General features: G+C 66.8%; 18 protein-coding genes. 16 read left to right on the top strand and 2 right to left on the bottom strand.

Features of this window, described 5'->3' with window-relative positions; translation table 11 throughout:
- Positions 1–30: 30 nt before the first annotated feature.
- The 16 genes from NS1_RS01235 (at position 31) to NS1_RS01160 (ending at position 17,847) form a co-directional block, all read left to right on the top strand.
- A complete protein-coding gene (locus NS1_RS01235) occupies positions 31–870 on the top strand; it encodes an MlaE family ABC transporter permease (RefSeq protein WP_255284366.1) in 840 nt (279 codons plus the stop codon).
- Positions 870–1,724: an ABC transporter permease gene (locus NS1_RS01230; protein ID WP_062980713.1), complete on the top strand. Its 855-nt coding sequence runs from the start codon at positions 870–872 to the stop codon at positions 1,722–1,724. Before NS1_RS01235 ends, NS1_RS01230 begins: the two co-directional genes overlap by 1 nt.
- Before the next feature lie 4 nt (positions 1,725–1,728).
- On the top strand, positions 1,729–2,976 hold the full coding sequence (locus tag NS1_RS01225; RefSeq protein ID WP_062980711.1) for an MlaD family protein: 1,248 nt from the start codon (positions 1,729–1,731) through the stop codon (positions 2,974–2,976).
- Positions 2,973–4,010: an MCE family protein gene (locus NS1_RS01220; protein ID WP_062980709.1), complete on the top strand. Its 1,038-nt coding sequence runs from the start codon at positions 2,973–2,975 to the stop codon at positions 4,008–4,010. The genes NS1_RS01225 and NS1_RS01220 overlap by 4 nt, the downstream gene beginning before the upstream one ends.
- Positions 4,011–4,014: 4 nt before the next feature.
- Positions 4,015–5,085 carry an MCE family protein gene (locus tag NS1_RS01215; protein ID WP_084503328.1) on the top strand — a complete coding sequence of 357 codons (1,071 nt, stop codon included), beginning with the start codon at positions 4,015–4,017 and terminating at the stop codon, positions 5,083–5,085.
- Positions 5,082–6,185 carry an MCE family protein gene (locus tag NS1_RS01210; RefSeq protein WP_157125051.1) on the top strand — a complete coding sequence of 368 codons (1,104 nt, stop codon included), beginning with the start codon at positions 5,082–5,084 and terminating at the stop codon, positions 6,183–6,185. Before NS1_RS01215 ends, NS1_RS01210 begins: the two co-directional genes overlap by 4 nt.
- Positions 6,182–7,282 (top strand): MlaD family protein, encoded by a 1,101-nt coding sequence (locus tag NS1_RS01205; protein ID WP_063816040.1) that lies wholly within the window; start codon positions 6,182–6,184, stop codon positions 7,280–7,282. The genes NS1_RS01210 and NS1_RS01205 overlap by 4 nt, the downstream gene beginning before the upstream one ends.
- Positions 7,279–8,541, top strand: a complete 1,263-nt coding sequence (locus tag NS1_RS01200; protein WP_062980705.1) for an MlaD family protein — start codon at positions 7,279–7,281, stop codon at positions 8,539–8,541. Before NS1_RS01205 ends, NS1_RS01200 begins: the two co-directional genes overlap by 4 nt.
- Positions 8,542–8,559: 18 nt before the next feature.
- Positions 8,560–9,567 carry a LacI family DNA-binding transcriptional regulator gene (locus NS1_RS01195; RefSeq protein ID WP_062980704.1) on the top strand — a complete coding sequence of 336 codons (1,008 nt, stop codon included), beginning with the start codon at positions 8,560–8,562 and terminating at the stop codon, positions 9,565–9,567.
- A 137-nt stretch (positions 9,568–9,704) separates the two neighbouring features.
- The gene (locus tag NS1_RS01190) at positions 9,705–11,162 is read left to right on the top strand and encodes an aldehyde dehydrogenase family protein (protein ID WP_056809078.1); all 1,458 of its coding nucleotides are present in this window, start codon (positions 9,705–9,707) and stop codon (positions 11,160–11,162) included.
- Positions 11,163–11,227: 65 nt separating this feature from the next.
- On the top strand, positions 11,228–12,421 hold the full coding sequence (locus NS1_RS01185; RefSeq protein WP_056809080.1) for an amidohydrolase family protein: 1,194 nt from the start codon (positions 11,228–11,230) through the stop codon (positions 12,419–12,421).
- Positions 12,418–13,845, top strand: a complete 1,428-nt coding sequence (locus NS1_RS01180) for a FadD3 family acyl-CoA ligase (protein ID WP_062980701.1) — start codon at positions 12,418–12,420, stop codon at positions 13,843–13,845. The genes NS1_RS01185 and NS1_RS01180 overlap by 4 nt, the downstream gene beginning before the upstream one ends.
- Positions 13,846–13,875: 30 nt before the next feature.
- Positions 13,876–15,132, top strand: coding sequence for an amidohydrolase family protein (locus NS1_RS01175; protein ID WP_062980700.1), 1,257 nt, complete (start codon positions 13,876–13,878; stop codon positions 15,130–15,132).
- Between the two features lie 35 nt (positions 15,133–15,167).
- Positions 15,168–15,470 (top strand): DUF4286 family protein, encoded by a 303-nt coding sequence (locus NS1_RS01170; protein ID WP_062980699.1) that lies wholly within the window; start codon positions 15,168–15,170, stop codon positions 15,468–15,470.
- Complete coding sequence (locus NS1_RS01165; protein WP_062980698.1) at positions 15,470–16,603, top strand: acyl-CoA dehydrogenase family protein; 1,134 nt, start codon at positions 15,470–15,472, stop codon at positions 16,601–16,603. Before NS1_RS01170 ends, NS1_RS01165 begins: the two co-directional genes overlap by 1 nt.
- Positions 16,600–17,847: an acyl-CoA dehydrogenase family protein gene (locus tag NS1_RS01160; protein ID WP_062980697.1), complete on the top strand. Its 1,248-nt coding sequence runs from the start codon at positions 16,600–16,602 to the stop codon at positions 17,845–17,847. The genes NS1_RS01165 and NS1_RS01160 overlap by 4 nt, the downstream gene beginning before the upstream one ends.
- 42 nt (positions 17,848–17,889) lie before the next feature.
- On the opposite strand, the gene NS1_RS01155 is transcribed toward NS1_RS01160, so the two are convergent.
- Positions 17,890–19,095, bottom strand: a complete 1,206-nt coding sequence (locus NS1_RS01155; RefSeq protein WP_062980696.1) for a CaiB/BaiF CoA transferase family protein — start codon at positions 19,093–19,095, stop codon at positions 17,890–17,892.
- Complete coding sequence (locus NS1_RS01150; RefSeq protein WP_062980694.1) at positions 19,095–20,612, bottom strand: aldehyde dehydrogenase family protein; 1,518 nt, start codon at positions 20,610–20,612, stop codon at positions 19,095–19,097. The genes NS1_RS01155 and NS1_RS01150 overlap by 1 nt, the downstream gene beginning before the upstream one ends.
- Positions 20,613–20,743 lie beyond the last annotated feature (131 nt).

Below are 20,743 nucleotides of genomic sequence, written 5' to 3'. Positions count from 1 at the left end.
GACATCTACACCGGAAAGAGGAGGTTCGCTGTGGAACCCAACGCATCCGCGGTCACCGAGATCAAGGATTGGTCGAAGCAATACTCCCGGCGACACCCGATCGCCTCGCTGCACACCGTCGGAAGACAGGTCGAACTCGGCCGGGACGCATTCCGCTATCTCGCCACCGACATCGTGGCGCGGCGCTTCCCCTTCGACGAATTCGTCGGGCAGGCGGCGTTCATGGTGAAGACCTCCCTGCTGCCGACGGTGGCCGTGGCGGTGCCGATCAGTGCGACCCTGTCCATCCAATTCGGTTTGCTGGCAGGACAAGTCGGTGCGACGGCACTGGCCGGCGCCGCGAGCGGCCTGGCCGTGATCCGCCAGTCGGCGCCGTTGGTCACCGCGATTCTGCTGGCGGCAGCGGTGGGTTCGGCGCTGTGCGCCGATCTGGGCTCGCGCAAGATCCGCGAGGAGATCGACGCCATGGAGGTGATGGGGGTCTCGGTGCTGCGCAGGCTCGTGGTGCCGCGACTGGCCGCCGGGATCCTCATCGCGATGGCGCTCACCGCAGTCAGCTGTTTTGTCGGATTTCTGGCCGGCTACCTGTTCAATGTCTATGTCCAGGACGGAACTCCGGGCAGCTACATGGCGACCTTCTCCTCCTTCGCCACCTCCGGTGATCTGTACCTGGCGATGGTCAAGGCCGCGGTGTTCGGCGTGATCGTCGTCGTCATCGCGTGCGAGAAGGGCCTCAACACCCGGGGTGGGCCAGGTGGCGTGGCGAATTCGGTCAATGCCGCCGTGGTGGCATCGATCGTGGTGCTGATGGTCGTCAATCTCGGATTCACCCAGATCTACACGATGCTGTTCCCGAGGACGACCCTGTAATGGCCAGCGTGTATCGCCCTCCCGGAGTGCGGGTCGCGCTCAGGGTGGCGGCCGGGCCGTGGCACGGTGTCATCCGATTCGGGCACATGTTCACCTTCTTCGTGCGCGCGGTGGTCTCGATACCCGTTGCCCTGCGCCACTACAGCCGCGAATCCCTGCGCATCCTGTCCGATGTGACCTGGGGCAACGGCTCGCTCATCGTCGGCGGTGGAACGGCGGGAGTGATGATCATCCTGGGCGCCGCCGCGGGCGGGATCGTCGGCATCGAGGGCTTCAACGCGTTGAAGCTGCTCGGCATGGAGCCCGCGACCGGAATGATCGCCGCGACCGCGGCGACCCGTGAACTCGCTCCGATCATGGCGTCGATCGCCTTCGCCGCGCAGGCGGGGTGCCGGTTCACCGCCCAGCTCGGCGCGATGCGGATCGCCGAGGAGATCGACGCCCTCGACGCGATCGCGATCCGCCCGGTCCCCTTCCTGGTCTCGACGCGATTGATCGCCTCGATCGTGGCGGTGATCCCCTTGTACCTGGCCGCGCTGGCCGCGGACTACCTCGCCGTCGAGCTGTTCGTCGGGCTCGTCGGCGGACAATCGTTCGGAACCTACGCCCACTATTTCGACCTGGTGCTCAGCGGCACCGACGTCGTGTTCTCGCTGTTGAAGGCGATCGTATTCGTCACCATCACCACCACGATCCAGTGCTACTTCGGCTACTACGCGCGCGGCGGGCCGCAAGGAGTCGGTGTCGCGGCAGGTCGGGCGATGCGCGCGAGCATCACCGTGATGATCTCGGTGAATCTGTTGATGACGTTGGCGCTGTGGGGATTCGACGCCGGCTCCAGGATCAGTGGGTAGTGCGATGTCGATAGTGTTCGAATCCGACGACAGGCACCTGAGCAATACCAAGTTGTTCGTGCGCGGGATGGCCGCGCTGACCGTCGTCGTCGCCACCGTCGCGGCGATGGTCGCCCGCTCGGAAGGCGCGTTCGCGGAGACGGTCGCGGTGACCGCGATGCTCGTCGACGTGGGCGACGGGTTGCCGAAACGATCCGATGTCAAATATCACGGCGTGCTGGTCGGGAGTGTGCAGGACGTGGTTGCCTCGGACGGCAGCCACCCCAACAAGGTTCACATCGAACTGATCCCCTCGCACGCCGCCGCGATTCCGGCGACGGTGACGGCGCGCGTCGTCCCCAGCAACGTGTTCGCGGTGCCCTCGGTCCAGCTCATCGACAACGGACCGGGCCCCGCGCTGAGGTCAGGAGCGTCGATACCGGAGGACCACAGCAAGGCCAGCGTGCAGTTGCAGACCTCGCTCACCGCGTTGAGCCGCATCGTCGACGCCGTGGGACGCCCCGACGCCGATCCCACCGTCGGGATCTTGGAGACCGTTGAACGGGCGACCCGTGGCCGCGGCGCGGACGCGATGGCAGCGGCCGCCCAGCTCGCGCGCATCGTGCGGGCCTACCAGGGCGAATTGTCGGGCGACGACGACTCCCCCGCGCTGCTCACCGGACTCTCGGAGGCTGTGCACGGACTGCAGGAATCGGCACCCGATCTGCTCGCCGCGCTACACAGCGCGGTCGGGCCGATGCACAGCGTCGCCGAGCAGCGAGTCCGCTTGACCGAACTGCTCACCGGCGGCATCGCGACCACCGAAACGGTCGGCACCGCGCTGAACAACCGCACCGAGACCATCATCGACCTCAACTCCAGGCTGGGCCCCGTGCTACAGATTCTCGCCGCGGGCAGCGGCAACTTCGTCCAGATGACGACCTCGCAAACCCGGATCGCGCACGTGTTCGCGCACGACTTCTGGCAACCCGACACCCAGACCGGCACCGCCAAAGTGATCGTCGAACTCACTCCGCACAAGCAATACACCCGGACCGACTGTCCGCGCTACGGAGAACTCGCTGGTGCGAGTTGCGAGAACGGACCCGCCGCGGGCCCACCGGTCATCGGCGCCGCCGACCAACCGGTGAACACGCTCGACCAGCGCGACATTCTGGCCGAAAGCCTCGGTCTGCCACAGGAAGCCGCCGGCCTCGCCGAGCTGTTCGGTCTGACCGTGCCCGCCCCACCAGCCGCCGGAGAACCACGGTGAAACACAAACGCGACCTCGCCGGACTGACCGCCTTTCTGCTCGTCTCCGCGCTGCTGATCTGGATGGTCCGGGTGACTCTGCAACGCGACGTCAGCGGCGACACGCACTCCTATTCCGCTGTCTTCAGCGATGTCTCGGGACTACGTGTGGGTGACGACGTCCGGATCGCCGGAGTACAAGTGGGCCGGGTCGACTCCATCGACATCCTCGGCCCGAACGCCGAGGTCGACTTCCGGATCCAGCGAGGTCAGCCCGTGTACGGCAACACCATCGCCTCGGTCATCTATCAGAATCTGATCGGACAGCGCTACCTCGGGCTGAGCAGAGCCGAATCCGGCGATCCGACGCCCATGGCGCCCGGCGCGCGGATCCCGCTCGATCGCACCGAACCGTCCTTCGATCTGTCGGGGCTGCTCAACGGATTCCAGCCGTTGTTCAGCGCCCTCGACCCGGCAGACGTCGACAATCTGACCTCCGCGTTGATCCGAGCGCTTCAGGGCGACGACGGCGCGGTCGCCGCGCTGATCACCGAGACCGCGACCCTGGTGCAGTCCTTCGCCGGGCCCGACCAGATCCTGGGCACGCTGATCGACAACCTGTCGGCGGTGATGACCACGTTAGCCGGGCAGAGCGCCGGGCTGCAGACGACTTTCACCCAGACCCGCAAGATCTTCGACGCACTCGAAACCCGGCGCGACACACTGCTGGACCAGACCGCGCAGATCTCCACCGTCGTCTCCGACGCCGCCGCTGTCATCGACGGCGCGGGCCCGTCGCTGACGGAGTTCATGAATCGCGAACCCGGCTTCGCGCGTCATTTCGTCGACGGCAAGGAACGTTTCGCGTTCCTCGGCTTCAATCTCCCGCAGCTGTTCCAGTCCATGATCCGGGCCACCGACGCCGGTTCTTTCGTCAACGCCTATGTCTGCGACATCAGTTTCAGCATCATCCCGGGCATCGATCCCGTGATCGCGCAGATCCTCGGCGCCGCCTCCCCGACCGGCCGACCCCAGCACTCCGCGATCTGTAGGTAGGACCATGAAGAATCCACTGCGCGCCCTCTCCTCTCTGTTGCCACGCCCGGGCGCCGCCGGTTCCGGCGCGATCGCCACCGACAGGTCGCTTCGGACCGGCCTCATCGCCGTGCTCTCCGTCGTGCTGGTGTTGCTCGTGCTGGTCGTGGTCAACTCGCTACACCTCGGCACACGCACTGTGCGGGCCGATTTCGCGCAGGCCGCGGGGATCGCCGCCGGTGACCCTGTGACGTGGGCGGGCATTCCCGTCGGCACGGTGACCAGCACCCGGCTCGCCGGCGACCATGTCGAGGTGAGCTTGTCGGTCGACGACGAGGTCGCCCTCGGCGCCGATGCCGCGGCCGCGATCAAACTGACCACGCTGCTCGGCTCGCGCTATGTCGAGTTGCGCTCGTCCGGCAACGGCGAACTGCGCGACGATCGGATTCCGTTGTCCCAGACCACCGTTCCCTATGACCTCGAGACCGCCCTGCAGGACGCGACCACCACTTTCGACGAACTCGACGCCGACCAGATCGCCGCGTCGATGACATCGCTGTCGCAGGGGCTCGACGGCCTGCCGTCGCTGGTCCCTGGCATCCTGCGCGACATCCGGTCACTGTCGAATGTCATCGCGACCCGACGCGACCAGATCGGCACCCTGCTCACCAGTACCGACCAGGTCAGCACCGTGATCCGTACCCAGCAAGCCGAACTCGGCTCGGTGGTGGGGCAGGGCGGCGCCGTGCTGCGGCAGATCCTCGCCCGCCAGGACGCGCTGCGTCGACTGCTCGCCGCGACCACCACGCTGGTCCAGCGGCTCGAACCGATCGTGGTCGGTGAGAACGCCGAAATCGAACAACTGCTGACCGACCTGCGCGACATGACCGCGATGATGGCGGGCCACGACGACCTGCTACGCAGTATCTTGCAGATCCTTCCGGTCCCCTGGCGCATGTTCGCCAATGCCACCGGCACCGGCGCGGAACTGAACGCCAACGCCCCCGACGGCGCTTTCGTCGACTCGTGGATGTGCGCGTTGAGTGCCGTCGCCGTCGATTCCGGCCGGGCCCCCTATCTCCAGGACTGCCGATGAACACACTGCTGTCCAGCCTGAAACTGGCCGCGATCGTGGTAACCGCCGCCTGCCTGACCAGCTGCTCGGTCGGGTCCGACACGGGAACCACCACCATCACCGCCGAATTCGCCAATGCCAACGGCCTGTACGAGGGCAACCCGGTCTCAGTGCTCGGAATGCGCGTCGGGCGCATCGTTCGGATCGAGGCCCACGGCACCGAGGTCGAAGTCGAGATGCGAATCGACAGCTCGATCCAGCTGCCCGCCGATGTGCAGGCGGTGACGATCTCGGACTCGTTGCTCACCGACCGCCACATCGAACTCACCCCGGTCTATCGCGGTGGGCCGACCTTGCCCTCGGGCGCGGTGCTCGATCCGGCGCGGACGAAGTCGCCGGTCGAGTTCGATGCCCTGCTGTCGATGGCGCAGAAGTTGTCCACCTCACTGGGTGGTGACGGCAACGGTGCCGGCCCGGTCGCCGACCTGATCGGCCTGGGGTCCGCCGCGACCCGAGGCAACGGCGACGACATGCGGGCCGCGCTCGGTGAGCTCTCCCGTGCGCTGCGACTGGGTGCGGACAACGGGACCGCCACGCGCGATGCGATCACCACCGTCGTCACCAACCTCGACGAGCTGACCGCGGCGGCGGCGCGCAATGATCAGACGCTGCGCGAATTCGGCGGTGCCGTAGCGCAACTCAGCGATTTCCTGGCCGATCAACAGCTGGGAACCGGCTCGACCGGCGCGGCGCTGAACCGGATCATCGGCCAGGTCACCGAGCTGCTCCGGCGCCACCAGGGCACTATCTCCGGCCTCGTCACCAACGCGAACACCGTGACCGGTTCCCTGGCGGCCTACGACTACAACCTCGCCCAGTTCCTCGACGTGTTCCCGATGGTCGTCGACAACGCCTACAACTCCGTCGACCCGAATGTCCGCGCGCTACGCGCCGGTGTGGACGTCAACCGGCTGCTGCTCGACGGCCAAATGGTCAAGGAGGTCTGCAATCTGCTGCAACTGCAGAACCACGGCTGCGCCACCGGCACCATGCGCGACATGGGACCGGATTTCGGTATCACCGCCATCCTGGCGGGAATCGCGGGAAGGAGCGGTCGATGACACCTCGGAACCGGACAGTGCTCAGGCTCGGGATCGCCGCCGCACTCACCTTGTCGGCCACCGGATGTGCCGTGGGGCTCGACCAATTGCCGCTGCCCGCACCGGGGCTCGGTGGGGACACCTACACACTCACCGCCACCTTCTCGAACGCCCTCAACCTTCCTGTCAAGGCGAAGGTCACGCTCAACGGCGCCGACATCGGCCAGGTCGAGTCGATGTCCGCCCGCGACTACACGGCTGAGGTGACGCTACGCATCACCTCGTCGGTACGGCTGCCCGTCGGCACGTCGGCCCAGTTGCGATCTGCCACACCGATGGGCGATGTCTTCGTGGCGGTGAAGCCGCCGCCGATCGTCGAGCCCGGCGCCGCCATGCTCGGCGACGGCGGCGCGATCGCGCTGGAGTCGACCTCGGCGGCCTCGACGATCGAGGAAATGCTCACTCGCGCATCGCTTCTCGTCAACGGCGGCACGATCCAATACCTCACCACGGTCGTCGCCGCGCTCAGCGACCACGTCGGGGGCCGCGGCGACCGGCTCGCCGCGCTGCTCGACGAGACCCGAGCACTGCTGGGCAGCCTCGCCGACCGCACCGACCAGATCAACGGCGTGCTGCACGCCGCGGCCGACCTCAGCGGGACCGTGGCCGCCCAGCAGACCACGCTCGCCGACACCGTCGCCGCGGCCGGACCAGCCATCGAAGTCCTCGCCGAGAACACCGACTCGGTGATCACGCTGGTGGATCGCGTGCACACGATCGCCACCCAGCTGGCCCGGTTCCCCAGTGTCGCCGGCACCAACACCACGAGCATGGCCGCCAACATCAACCAATTGGCCGCCGGACTCAACGCCGCGGCCCTCAATCCCGAGGCCGACCTCGACACGGTGAACGACATGATCAAGATCGTGCTCAAGATGATCAGTGGCCCCAACGGGCACGTGGCGGTCGACGTCACCCAGCTGGCGATTCCCGATCCCGCGAATCCGGGCGGGCCTGGCGGCAGGGCTCCCGATATCACCGACTGGACCGCGTTCGTCGGTTCGCTCCAACACATGATCGATCGGCTGGGCGGTCGGCTGACAGGAGTACCACGATGACCCCGCGGAGCATGATCGAACCACCCGCCCGCGCACTCGTCGAGGTCGTCCGCGCCGCGCATCGGCATCGGTCCGTGGTCTCGCTACTCGGACTACTCGTCGTTCTCACCGGCGCCTGTTCGCACCTGGTGCTGTCCACCTTCGGCGTCGATCCACTCGATCACCCGTATCGCGTGCGAGTCGAACTCGCTCAGTCGGGCGGGTTGCTGCCCGGCCAGGAAGTCACCGTGCGTGGTGTGCGCGTCGGGCGCGTCGATTCGGTTCAGGTGGTGGACGAGAAGGTGGTCGCCGTCGCCGCCATCGACGAAGATGTCCGGATCTCGGTGTCGGGGCAGGTGCGCGCCGCGGCGCTGTCGGCGGCCGGCGAGCAGTATCTCGATTTCCTGCCCGCGAGCAACGAGGGTCCTTATCTGAGCGACGGCGCGCTGGTCACCGCCGACCGCACCTCCACCCCGGTACCGATGTCGGACATGCTGCAAAGCCTCAGCGGCACCCTCGCCCAGATCGATCCTGACCGGCTCGCGACCATCTCGCGGGAACTGGGCGTCGGTCCGGCGGGCCCCGACAAACTGGCGGCGATCATCGACGGTGGCACGTTCCTCATCTCCACGCTCGACACCGTGCTGCCGAACACCGTGAACCTGCTGCGCAACAGCCGAGTCGTGGTCGCGACCCTGCACGACGGGCGCACCGCGCTGCGGTCGACATCGGCGAATCTCGCGGGCGTACTCGGCGGCACGGCGTCGATGACCGGCGGCTACGAACAGCTGCTCGCGCAGACACCGCCGATGCTGACCGAGCTCGACACCATCCTCGCGCAGAACTCTCCGACGATGGTGCAGTTGCTGGGCAACCTCGTCACTGTCTCGCAGGTCGCCTACTCCCGGATCCCCGCACTCGACGAGTTCTTCTTTCCCCGCCAACGCGCCGGATCGGCTCTCGACGCGGTGGCCTCGGCGTTCCACGACGGCGGAGTCTGGGCACTGGCCAGCATCTACCCCCGCTACGCCTGCGACTACAACGTGCCGCGGCGGCCCGGCTCCGTGCCCGACTACGCGCAGCCCTACGTCAACGCGGACTGCACCGACCCGGATCCCACCCTCATGCCGCGCGGCGCGCGCAACGCTCCGCGCCCGCCGAACGACCCCGTTCCCGGCGCACCGCCCGCCGACCCCCTGCAGACCGCCGAGCCTGCCCCGGTGGGACCGCAGACCGTTCCCACTCCGTACGGCGGCCCCTACACGCCGGGTCCGCGGTGACGGTGCCATCATGAGTCCATGGCCGCTCCCGCTCCCGATCGTGACGCGACGAACGTCGGGAAAAGCGCGCGGCCCACCCACGCCGACGTCGCCCGGCTGGCGAACGTGTCGACCGCGACCGTCAGCTACGTCCTGAACAACTCCGCGGGCAAACGGATCTCCGCACGCACCAGAGAAGCGGTCTACCGTGCCGCAGGACAACTCGGCTATCGCCCCAATGTCGCCGCGCGCAACCTCGCGCGTGGCGGGAGCGGGGTGGTGCTCTCCGTGCTGCCACGGGTCGCGGTGGGCGACATGCCGATTCAGGCGGGCAGCCTGATGGCCACCGCACTGGCACAGCACGGTTTGCTCCAGGTGCAGATCTTCGAGACCGAGGACCACGAGCGAGTCATCGACGCGATCGACAATCTCGATCCGATCGCGGTAGTGAGCCTGTTCCCGTTGAGCAGTGACGCACGCGCCAAGGTGCAGGCCGCGAAGGTGCCCCTGATCGAGATCGGGCTGCTGCCCGCGCTCGGCGACCCTTTGCTCACCGTCGGGGCGTTGCGCGTCGATCACCTGGTCTCGCGGGGGCACCGCAGGATCGCGTTCGGGCGCACCGACGTCGCCAAATGGCGTGCCCTCGGCGACTATTGGCTCCAGGGAATCGTCGACGCCGCGCGCGCGCACGACCTGCCGCCGATCACGGTGGACGAGGTCACCGCGAGCAATGCGGCCGAGGTGGTCACCGGCTGGGTGCGCGACGGGGTGAGCGCGGTCTGCGCGCAGAGCGACGAGATCGCGGGTCTGGTGTTGCACGGTCTCCGGGAGGCGGGTTTGCGCTGCCCGCACGACCTCGCCGTGATCGGCATCGACGCCAATCCCATGGGGGCGCTGTGTGATCCGCCGCTGACCACGGTGGAGTACAACCCCGCCGCGGTCGCCGACGCCGCGATCGCCGCTGTCCTCACCGAACTGGGATATCCGGCACCGCCCGCTCCCCAGCCGACCGATGTCGCCCACCTGATCGTGCGGGCTTCAACCTAGCTTCCCGGTTCCTCACCAGAGGCCGTTCGGGGTCTGGACACCCCGATGGTTATGCGCTTAACCTAACGACGACGGTGGATTGCGCGTACCGAATCCGTTGCGCTCGAGAACACCGCTGACACGCGAGGAGCTACACCATGACCGTGCAGAATGTGCTGGACGAAATCCGCAACCGACCGGGCACCGGAGACGCGATCCCCGTCGTCGATCCCGTCACCGAGGAACAGCTCACCGAATTCACCGACGGCGGCGCCGAAGCCGTCGACGACGCCGTCGCACGGGCGAAAGCGGCGTCGAAATCCGGCATCTGGAAGAACCTGGCGGGCAGCGAGAAGGCCAAGATCCTCTGGCGCGTCGCGGATCTGATCGACGAGAACACCGAGTTGCTGGCCGACCTCGAATCGGCCAACGCCGGAATCCCACAGAACCAGGCCGCGCTCACCGTTGGCATCGGTTCGGAATGGTTCCGCTACTACGCCGGTTGGTGCACCAAGATCGACGGCATCGCTCACGACGTGAACGCCGGCGGGCTCACCGGCGTGGAATCGCGACAGCACGGCTACACCCTCAAGGAGCCCTACGATGTCGTGGGGCTGATCTTCCCGTGGAACGGGCCGGTCTTCAACTACTGCGCCAAGGTCGCTCCCTCCCTCGCGGCCGGGTGCAGCAGCGTGGTGAAACCCGCCGAGGAGACTCCTCTTTCGGCGCTGGTACTCGACCGGCTCCTGGCCCAGGCCGGCGTACCGGAGGGCGTGGTCAATCTGGTCAACGGCCACGGACACACCACCGGCGCGGCGATCACCGCGCACCCGGACGTGGACAAGGTCGCCTTCACCGGCTCCACCGAAGTCGGCCGGGCGATCGTGCAAGCCTCGGCGGCGAGCAACCTCAACAAGATCACCCTCGAACTCGGCGGCAAATCACCGGTGCTGATCTTCGACGACGCCGATCTCGATATGGCGATCATGATGGCCGGATTCGGCGCCTTCGTACATTCGGGCCAGGCGTGTGTGTGCGGTTCGCGCGTCTTCGTGCAGCGCGGCTCCTACGAAAAGGTCGTGGCGGGCATCGCGAACCTGGCCGACAACATGAAGATGGGTGGGCCCAAGGAAGAGGGCACCATGGCAGGCCCGCTGATCAGCGCCAAGCAGCTCACTCGGGTATTGGGTTATGTCGATCAGGGCAAATCCGAGGGCGTCGAGTTCGTGGCCGGCGGTCAGCGTCTCGATCGAACCGGGTACTTCGTGCACCCCACCGTGGCCACCGGTGTCGACCCCGCCACCAGCCGCCTCTACCGCGAGGAGATCTTCGGCCCGATCGTCACGATCCTGCCTTTCGACACCGAAGAGGAGGTCGTCGCGATGGCCAACGACAGCACCTACGGCCTGGCCGCCACCGTCTGGACCAAGGACCTCGGCCGTGGCCATCGACTGGCCAAACAGCTGCAAGCCGGCACCGTCTCGTTGAACTGCCAGATGGTGTTCGACCACTCCATGCCCTTCGGCGGCTACAAGCAGTCGGGCTGGGGCTACGAAGCAGGCAAGGCGGGGCTCGAGGCCTACCTGCAGACCAAGACGGTATGGGCGCAAATGTAGCTATCGAATATTGCCATGCGCATCTTGTGAGAATATGATTCTCATAACCCAACAAGGAGGCTCTCATGACGCAGCTGGATCTGCCGTATCAGTTGTTCGACGCGGACAACCACCTCTACGAAACCAAGGAGGCGCTGACCAAGTTCCTCCCCGCGGAGTACGAGGGGACCATCAAGTACGTCGAGATCAACGGGCGCACCAAGATTGCGGTCCTCGGCCAGATCAGCGAGTACATTCCCAACCCCACGTTCGAGGTTGTCGCCCGTCCCGGCGCGATGGAGGATTACTTCAAGAACGGCAATCCGGAGGGCAAGAGCAAGCGAGAGATCTTCGGCAAGTCGATGCGCTCCATCCCGGCCTTCCGTGAGCCGGGCGCGCGCCTGGAGCTCATGAACGAGCTGCAGTTGAATCGCTCGCTGATGTTTCCCACGCTGGCCAGCCTCGTCGAAGAGCGGATGCGTCACCACCCCGATCTGATCCACGCGGTGATTCACTCGCTGAACCGGTGGTTGCTCGAAACCTGGGGCGAGGACGGCAATTTCGTCTACAAGGACCGCATCTTCACCGTCCCGGTGGTGAGCCTGCCCATCGTCGAGAAGGCGATCGAGGAGCTCGACTGGTGCGTCGAGCACGGCGCCAAGGCCATTCTGGTGCGCCCGGCCCCGGTCCCCGGTCTGCGCGGGATGCGCTCGTTCGCGCTGCCGGAGTTCGACCCGTTCTGGAAGCGGGTGGTCGAGCACGACATTCTCGTCACCATGCACTCCTCCGACAGCGGCTATTCGCGCCACAACGCCGAGTGGGAGGGCTCCAGCCTGGAGATGCTGCCGTTCCAGACGAACACCTTCCGGATGACCACCGAATGGCGCCCGATCCAGGACGCGGTGGCGTCATGGGTGTGCCACGGCGCGCTGTTCCGCTTCCCCGAACTCAAGGTGGCGGTCATCGAGAACGGCGCGTCGTGGCTGGCGCCGCTGCTGGAGAATCTGGCCGATGTCGCCAAGAAGGCGCCGGAGGGCTTCGGCCATCAGGACCCGGTCGAGGCGCTCAAACGCAGTATCTTCGTCAGCCCGTTCTGGGAAGAGGATCTCGGCGGGATCGCCGACCTCATCGGAGTGGACAACGTCCTGTTCGGCTCCGACTACCCGCATCCGGAGGGCTTGGCCGAGCCTGCGCGCTACATCCATGAGATCAAGGATCTGAGCCTGGAACACCAGGCCAAGATCATGGGTGGCAACCTCGCGAGGCTGCTGAAGGTATGACATGGGAGACCATCCCGCAGATGGTCCTGAGCGCCGGCGATCGCTTCGGGGATGCCGAAGCGATCGTCGACGGACCACTGCGGTTGAGCTTCACCGACCTCGCGAACCGAGTGCGCAGGGCCGCGGGCGCGTTCGCGGCCGCGGGCATCGAGAAGGGCGATCGGGCGGCGATCTGGGCGCCCAACTCGGCCGAGTGGATCATCGCCGCGTTCGGGCTGGTCACCGCGGGGGGCGTGCTGGTACCGATCAACACCCGATTCAAGGCCGAGGAAGCCGCCGACGTCGTGCGGCGCAGCGGCGCCGAGCTGCTGTTGGTGCAGCAGGGCTTCCTCGGGACGGACTACACGGGCCCGCAGGGCGTCCCGGTGATCGATCTGAAATCGGACTTCCTTGCCAGCGGTAAGCCTTTCGAACGGACGATGAACGGCACCGACATCGCCGACATCATCTACACCTCGGGCACCACGGGTCGCCCCAAGGGCGTGATGATGAATCATCGGCAGACCCTGCGGCTGTACTCGGAATGGTGCGATCTGGCCGACCTGCGCGAGGGTGACCGCTATCTGATCGTCAACCCGTTCTTCCACACCTTCGGCTACAAGGCGGGGGTGATCAGCTCGCTGATCCGCGGCGCCACCATCCTGCCGGTGCCGGTGTTCGAGATCGATCGGGTGCTCGAACTCGTCGAACGTGAACGGGTGACGATGCTCCCCGGGCCACCCACCCTGTATCACGCCCTGCTCGACGCTCCCGATACCCACGATCTGTCGTCCTTGCGGACCGCGGTCACCGGGGCCGCCGATATTCCGGTCGAACTGATCCGGCGGGTCAAGACCGAACTGCCGTTCCAGTCGATCATGACCGGCTACGGGCTCACCGAAGCCGGAACCGCGACGGCATCCCGTCCCGGCGACAGCTTCGAGCAGGTCGCGACCACCGTGGGAACCCCGTGTGACGGTGTGGAGGTGCGCATCGCCGAGGACGGCGAAGTGCTCGTCCGCGGATACTCCGTCATGCAGGGCTATTTCGACGATCCGGACGCGACCACGGCGACCATCGATGCCGACGGCTGGCTGCACACCGGCGACCTCGGCAGTCTCGACCTGGACGGCCGCTTGCGGATCAACGGGCGCAAGAAGGACATGTTCATCGTCGGCGGCTTCAATGCCTATCCCGCCGAGGTCGAGGCCTTCCTGCTCGAGCACCCCGCCGTGGCCCAGGTCGCTGTGGTCGGCGTGCCCGACGAGCGGCTCGGACAGGTCGGCCGTGCCTTCGTCGTCGCGAAAAGCCCGGTGTCGGAGGCGGAACTGGTGTCGTGGGCCCGCGATCGGATGGCCGGATTCAAGGCACCCCGATCCGTGCGGTTCCTCGACGAGTTACCGCTCAACGCCACCGGCAAGGTCATGAAAGACCAACTGCGTTAACCGTATTCGCCTGACTCCGAGGAACCCTCCATGAACTTCACCGACATGATCCTGGTCAGCATCGATGACCATGTGGTCGAGCCTGCCGATATGTTCGCCCGGCACACGCCCAAGAAGCACGCCGAGTACATCCCGAAACTGATCACCAACGACCAGGGCGTCGATCAGTGGGTCTATCGAGGTAAGCCGGTGGGTGTCACCGGCTTGAACGCGGTGGTGGGGTGGCCGAAGGAAGAGTGGGACAAGAATCCGGCCCGCTACGCCGAGATGCGTCCGGGGGTCTACGACATCCACAGCCGGGTGGCGGACATGAATGCCAACGGCATCCTGTCCTCGATGTGCTTTCCGACCTTCGCCGGCTTCAGCGCCGGACACCTGAGCCAGTTCAAGGACGAGATCACCATCGCGGTGATCTCCGCCTACAACGACTGGCACATCGATGAATGGTGCGCCACCTACCCCGGCCGGTTCATTCCGAATGCCATTCTCCCGCTGTGGGAACCGGCGCTGGCCGTCGCCGAGATCAACCGGGTGGCCGCCAAAGGATTCCGTGGCGTCACCATGCCCGAACTCCCCCACATCGACGGACTGCCCTCCTATCACGACGGCGAGTACTGGGGCCCGGTCTGGGCCGCGCTCGCCGATACCGGGCTGGTGATGAACCTGCACATCGGACAGGGTTTCGGGGCGCTGCGTTTGGCGCCGAACGCGCCGATCGACAACCTCATGTGCCTCGCGCCGACGGTGTCCCAGATCGCGATCCAGGATCTGCTGTGGGGTCCGGCGCTGCGTACCTATCCCGGTCTCAAGGTCGCGCTGTCCGAAGGTGGGATCGGGTGGATTCCGTTCTACCTCGACCGCTCCGACCGCCACTACACCAATCAGAAATGGCTGCGCCGCGACTTCGGCGGCCGGATGCCGAGCGATGTGTTCCGCGAGCACGTCATGGCCTGCTATGTCACCGACCGCAATTCGCTCAAGATGCGCCACGAGATCGGCATCGACATCATCGCGTGGGAGTGCGACTACCCGCATTCGGACTCACTGTTTCCCGATGCCCCGGAATTCGTCCTGGAAGAACTCACCAGCGCCGGCGCCGATGACAGCGACATCCATCAGATCACCTGGCAGAACGCCTGCCGATTCCTCAACTGGGATCCCTTCACCCACATTTCCCGCGAGGAGGCGACGGTCGCGGCACTGCGGAACAAGGCCCGCGATGTCGACCTGACCATCCGGCCTCGCGCGGAATGGGCCGAACGCTATGCCGCCCAGCACATCAGCTGATCACCCGAACAACCGAACAACCGAAGGACGCTGTCATGCACCTGATCGTTTTCTCCAGTCCGCGCGCGGGCATGGACGAGGAATACAACACCTGGTACACCGAGGTCCACATCCCCGACATGCTGGCGATACCCGGGGTCAAGTCCTGCAACCGATTTCGCGCCCAACCGGTAGGCGGGCAGCCCCCGGAATTCGCCTATCTGGCCGACTACGATATCGACGGCGACGCCGGTCCGGTGCTGAAGGAAATCCAGGCCCGCTCCGCTGACGGGCGCATCCAGCTCAGCCCGGCCATCGACCCGGCGGCCATGAAAGTGACTGTCTGGGAATCACTCTGATGGACTTCGAGCTCTCCGGTGACCAGCGGTTGTTTCGCTCGACCACCCGCGAATTCCTCGCGAAATCCGTTCCCCTCGACGTCGTGCGCGGCCTCGCCGCGTCCGGCGTCGGGTTCGACCGCGAGTGGTGGCGGCAAGGTGCCGAACTGGGTTGGACCGCACCGCTGGTCCCGGAGCGGCTCGGCGGCGGATCGGTTTCGGCGGTGCCGATGGCCGACCTCGCACTGGTCGCGATGGAGTTCGGGCGGGCCTGCGCACCGGGCCCGCTCGTCACCACGAGTGCGGTGCTGACCTCCCTGGTCAGGGAGCAGAACCGCTTCGTGGACCTGCTCGCCACGGTGTGCAGTGGTGAAACCATCGCCGCCTGGGCACATTACGAGCCGGGGCACGGACTGGAAGCCGCGGCGGTCGACACCCTTGCGGTGCCGGAGGGCACCGGCTTCCGGATCTCCGGTGTCAAGGACCGGGTGGAGTGCGGTGATCAGGCGGACGTGTTCCTGGTGTCGGCCCGCGGTCCCGACGGACCGGTCCAGGTCCTGATCGCCGCCGACGCACCCGGTGTCACCGTCATCCCGACCTGGACGCTCGACCTCGTACGCCGCACCGCGAAGGTCTCCTTCGTCGACGTCGTGGTCGGCGAAGACGCGGTGGTCCAGCGCTATCCGGGCGAGACCGCCGCGGCACTGGATACCCAGGTGCAGGTCGCCGCCGCGCTCACCGCCGCGGAGTCGACCGGCGCGGCCGAGCACGCCTTCGAACTGACCCTGCAGTGGATGTCGGACCGCTACACCTTCGGTCGGCAATTGGCGTCCTATCAGGCGCTCAAACATCGTGCGGCAGAACACAAGACCTCACTCGAAGCGTGCTGTGCCACCGCGTGGGCCGCTGCCAACTCCTTCCACGGCGACCCGACCAGAACCGCCGAGGCCGTCAGCGTCGCGAAGTCCTATATCGGCGCTGTCGCCCCCGGCCTGCTCCAGGATTGCGTGCAAATCCACGGCGGCATCGGGGTGACCTGGGAACACGATATCCATCTCTACCTGCGGCGGGTCACCCTCGGACGCGCGTTGTACGGAACGCCGGAGGAGCATCGGCGTCGCCTCACCGATCTCCTGGACAGGAAGGTCGCATGACCGAACAGAGCACCGCCGATCTCGAGCCCGTCGACGAGTTCCGCGTTCGCGCCCGACGGTGGTTGTCGGACAACCTCACGCCCGCACCACCGAACCAGCACGGAGAGACCAGTAAGTCCGAGGCCTCCTGGCAACGCGCCAAACAGCTGCAACGCGTCCTGTACGACGGTGGCTTCGCGGGGATCTGCTTTCCGAAGGAGTACGGCGGGCTCGGCCTGACGCCCGCGCATCAGCGGGTGTTCAGCGAGGAGTCGCGCGCCTACGAAATGCCCCTGGCACTCAACATCCCGACCCTGACCATCTGCGCGCCGACGATTCTGGACATCGGCAGCGAGGAACAGAAGCGCACCCATCTCTCGGCGGTGCTGCGTGGTGAGGAACTGCTCGTGCAATTCCTGTCCGAACCGCGTGGTGGCTCGGACCTGGCCGGACTGACCACCCGCGCCGAACGCAGGGGCGATACCTGGGTTCTCAACGGCGCCAAGATCTGGAGCTCAGGGGCCTACGCCGCCGACTACGGTCTGTGCCTGGCCCGCACGGACTGGGGGGTGCCCAAACACGCCGGGCTCACCATGTTCCTGGTTCCGGTACACGCGCCGGGTGTCACCGTCCAGCGGATCACCCAGGTCGACGGGTCGCAGGAGTTCTGCCAGGAATTCTTCGACGATGTCGTGCTGCCCGCCGATGCGGTGCTCGGCGAGGTCGACGCGGGCTGGGCGACCGCGAACCGGCTGCTGAGCCACGAGCGCAGCGCGGTCGGAGGCGCGTCGCCCTACGCCAGCGGTGTCCAGACCCACAGTGGGCGCGACGTGTCCGCGCTCATCGAATTGGCAAGACGGACCGGACAGTTGGACGATCCTCGGGTCAGGGAAGACATCGGCGAGGCGCGGGCGCTGAACATGGTGCACGATCAGCTGATCGCCCGCGTGACCCGCGGCATCGCGGCCGGGGCGCTCGTGCCCGCGGCCGGATCGATGGTCCGCCTGTTCAGCGCCCAGAATTCGTGGCTGCAAGCCGATATGGCGGTGCGGATCGCGGGCGCCGCGGCCGCCACCGGTGCCGACGTCGAGGACGCCGGAGCAGGCCGGGCCGGACAGGACTACCTGATGCGGCAGGCATGGAGTCTGGCCGGCGGCAGCACCGAGATGGCTCGCAACATCATCAGCGAGCGGGTACTCGGCATGCCCCGCGAGGCGGCCGCCGACCGGGGTCTGCCGTTCGATCAGGTCCAGCACGGCCGTTAGAGGGCTCCGGCGGCGACCGAGCGGCCGCCGCCGGAGATTGCCCTAGGTGATCGCGCCCGCTGTCTTGAGGGCGATGACCCGTTCCCAGTCCAGCCCGAGTTCGAGGAGGATCTCCTCGGTCTGCGCGGCGAACTCGGGGCCGGGCGCCAACTCGGGCGCGGTGACGTCGAATTGCACCGGGTTGGAGACCAATTCGAGCTCACCGGCTCGTACCAGGTATTCGTTGGCCCGGATCTGCGGGTCGTCGCCGACCTGCAGGCTGTCCTGCACCGGCGCCCACGGTCCGGACAGGGTGGTCAGACGCTGGGTCCACTCGGCGAGGGTTGCGCTCGCGAACGCCTCCCGCAGGATCACCACAGCTTCCTGCGTATTGGCCGCGATATCCGCGGCGGTGCCGAACCGGGGGTCAGCCGCCAGCTCCGGACGACCGATATGGCGGCACACATCAGCCCAGAATTTGGTGGGCTGCAACATCACCAGCGACAGGTAGCGACCGTCCGCCGTGGCGTACAGGCCCGAGAGCGGATTGGTCGGCGCGCCATGGGCGCCCGGCACCGGTGCCACCATCGGCTGCCCGAGATGCGCCGAGAGGGCGATGGTGTGGCCCAGCGCCCACAGGCCGCTGCCGAGCAGCGAGACATCGACCACCGACGGCTCGCCCGTGCGTTCCCGCTTGAGCAGCGCGGCCGCGATACCCCCCGCGAGGTTCGTCCCGGAGATGGTGTCGCCGAAGGCGGGTCCCGGCGGCGAGATCATGCCCTCGGTGCCCGGCGGGGTGATGGTGGCGGCGACCGCACCGCGGCACCAGAAGGCGGTCATGTCGAACCCGCCCTTGTCCGACTCCGCGCCGCGTGGGCCGAGCGCACTGCCGCGGGCGTAGACGATCTTCGGGTTCACGGCGCGGATGTCGTCCACGTCGATCCCGAATTTCGTGCGCGCCTGGGGCAGAAAGCTGGTGAGGAACACATCCGCACCACGGACGAGCTCGTGGATAACCTCGCGCCCCTCTGGCACCGACATGTCGACGCCGATGCTGCGTTTGCCCCGATTGGCATGTTCGACATTGGGATTGGGGTCACCGTCGACCCGGAAGCGCCCGATCTGTCGAAGGCCGCGTTGCGGATCGCCAGTGACCGCGTGTTCGACCTTGATGACATCGGCGCCCCAATCGGCCAGCACCGCTCCCGCCGACGGCACGAAGCCGTACATCGCGACCTCGAGTACGCGAATTCCCTCCAGCGGCCGCACTACTCGGCCCCGCCCGACGCTTCGCTCAACCCGACTACTGCGGCGTAGGTCTTGCTCTCCAGGAATTCCTCGAGCCCGGCGACGCCGCTCTCTCTGCCGATTCCCGACTGCTTGAAACCGCCGAACGGGGCGTCCGGCGAGAAGTAGTTACCACCGTTGATGCTGAACGTACCGCTGCGGATCCGCCGGGCGAGCGCGAGCGCACGGTCGGCATCGGCGCTGAAGATCGCACCGGAGAGGCCGTAGATCGAATTGTTGGCGATGCGCACGGCATCGTCGTCATCGTCGTAGGGAATCACAACCAGCACCGGTCCGAAAACCTCTTCCTGGGCGATCTCGCTGTCGGGGTCGACGCCGGCGAGCAGAGTCGGCGCGTAGAAGAAGCCCGGGTCGACCTTCGTACCACCGGTGACCAGCGTGGCTCCGGCGGCGACCGCCCGGTCGACCAGGCCGTGCACCTTGTCGCGCTGTTTGGCGCTGATCAATGGCCCCATATACGTTTTCGGGTCACTGGGGTCGCCGCTGCTGACCCAGCCGAGATTGGTGGCGACCAGTTCGACGATCTCGTCGTGGCGGGCCCGCGGTACCAGCAGCCGGGAGGTGAGCGCGCAGCCCTGTCCGGCGTGCGTGCAGATGGTGAACGCGGCGAAGACGGCCGTGGTGGCGAAGTCGGCGTCATCGAGCAGGACCATGGCGGATTTGCCGCCCAGCTCGAGGAAAACCCGCTTGAGCGATTCACTCGCCGCCGCCATGATCTGGCGCCCGACCGGGGTGGAGCCGGTGAAGGTGATCAGGTCCACGTCAGGATGGGTGGTCATCAGTTTGCCGACCGCGACATCGGCGGCCGACAACACGTTCACCACGCCGGGCGGAATGTCGGTGTGCTCGGCGATCAGTTCCCCGAGCGCGAGCGTGGCCAAGGGGGTGTCGGGGGCGGCCTTGAGTACGACCGTGCAGCCGGCGGCCAGGGCGGGCATGAGTTTGGCCAGGGCCAACTGGTGCGGGTAGTTGTAGGCCACGATCGCCGAAACGACTCCGGCGGCTTCCTTTTCGATCCAGCGCCGGTGGCGCTCACCGCGGATCTCGAGCTCGCCGAGTTCCTCGGTCAACGCGTACGCGGGCAGGAGATCGGCGTAGTAGCGAGCGATCTCGATCGGGAAGTCGAGCTGATTGCCGTGGGTGAGCCGCCGGGTGGCGCCGACCTCGGCGATGGTCAGCTCGCGCAGGTCCTCCACGTTGTCGAGCAGTGCCCCATGGAGTTGGCCGAGGCAGTGGGCCCTGAACGCGGCATCGGTCGACCAGGTGGTGGTGTCGAAGGCTCGACGGGCGGCCACGATGGCCGCCTCGGTCTGTTCGAGCGTGGCCTCGGGGGCGTAGCCGTACACCTCGCCGGTCGCGGGATTGAGCGAGGCGAACGTCTGTTCCGCCTCGACCAGCTCTCCGTCTATCAGAAGCCGCTTGGTGACTGCCGTGGTCGGCGCCGACGCGCCGACCGAGTCCGTGTCCTGGGATGACATCCCGTCTCCTCGCTGAGCGTTGGAAATGTGATTCTCTCTTCAAGAGAACAATATATCCATAGACCGTGTCGCGTATCAGCCGAATGCCGCGACGACACCCCGATCAGCAGCAGGCCACTCGCCAAGAAGGG

Source organism: Nocardia salmonicida NBRC 13393, assembly GCF_001613085.1.
GTDB lineage: Bacteria > Actinomycetota > Actinomycetes > Mycobacteriales > Mycobacteriaceae > Nocardia > Nocardia salmonicida.
Note: the sequence above shows the minus strand (reverse complement) of the source record. Positions and strands in the feature narration are given on the sequence as shown.

Bases quoted from the DNA above. Each gene is read 5' to 3' on its own strand.
- NS1_RS01185 (WP_056809080.1), top strand. From the start codon at position 11,228: ATGACGCAGCTGGATCTGCCGTATCAGTTGTTCGACGCGGACAACCAC.
- NS1_RS01230 (WP_062980713.1), top strand. From the start codon at position 870: ATGGCCAGCGTGTATCGCCCTCCCGGAGTGCGGGTCGCGCTCAGGGTG.
- NS1_RS01175 (WP_062980700.1), top strand. From the start codon at position 13,876: ATGAACTTCACCGACATGATCCTGGTCAGCATCGATGACCATGTGGTC.
- NS1_RS01180 (WP_062980701.1), top strand. From the start codon at position 12,418: ATGACATGGGAGACCATCCCGCAGATGGTCCTGAGCGCCGGCGATCGC.
- NS1_RS01150 (WP_062980694.1), bottom strand. From the start codon at position 20,612: ATGTCATCCCAGGACACGGACTCGGTCGGCGCGTCGGCGCCGACCACG.
- NS1_RS01170 (WP_062980699.1), top strand. From the start codon at position 15,168: ATGCACCTGATCGTTTTCTCCAGTCCGCGCGCGGGCATGGACGAGGAA.
- NS1_RS01160 (WP_062980697.1), top strand. From the start codon at position 16,600: ATGACCGAACAGAGCACCGCCGATCTCGAGCCCGTCGACGAGTTCCGC.
- NS1_RS01200 (WP_062980705.1), top strand. From the start codon at position 7,279: ATGACCCCGCGGAGCATGATCGAACCACCCGCCCGCGCACTCGTCGAG.
- NS1_RS01210 (WP_157125051.1), top strand. From the start codon at position 5,082: ATGAACACACTGCTGTCCAGCCTGAAACTGGCCGCGATCGTGGTAACC.
- NS1_RS01195 (WP_062980704.1), top strand. From the start codon at position 8,560: ATGGCCGCTCCCGCTCCCGATCGTGACGCGACGAACGTCGGGAAAAGC.
- NS1_RS01225 (WP_062980711.1), top strand. From the start codon at position 1,729: ATGTCGATAGTGTTCGAATCCGACGACAGGCACCTGAGCAATACCAAG.
- NS1_RS01190 (WP_056809078.1), top strand. From the start codon at position 9,705: ATGACCGTGCAGAATGTGCTGGACGAAATCCGCAACCGACCGGGCACC.
- NS1_RS01215 (WP_084503328.1), top strand. From the start codon at position 4,015: ATGAAGAATCCACTGCGCGCCCTCTCCTCTCTGTTGCCACGCCCGGGC.
- NS1_RS01205 (WP_063816040.1), top strand. From the start codon at position 6,182: ATGACACCTCGGAACCGGACAGTGCTCAGGCTCGGGATCGCCGCCGCA.
- NS1_RS01165 (WP_062980698.1), top strand. From the start codon at position 15,470: ATGGACTTCGAGCTCTCCGGTGACCAGCGGTTGTTTCGCTCGACCACC.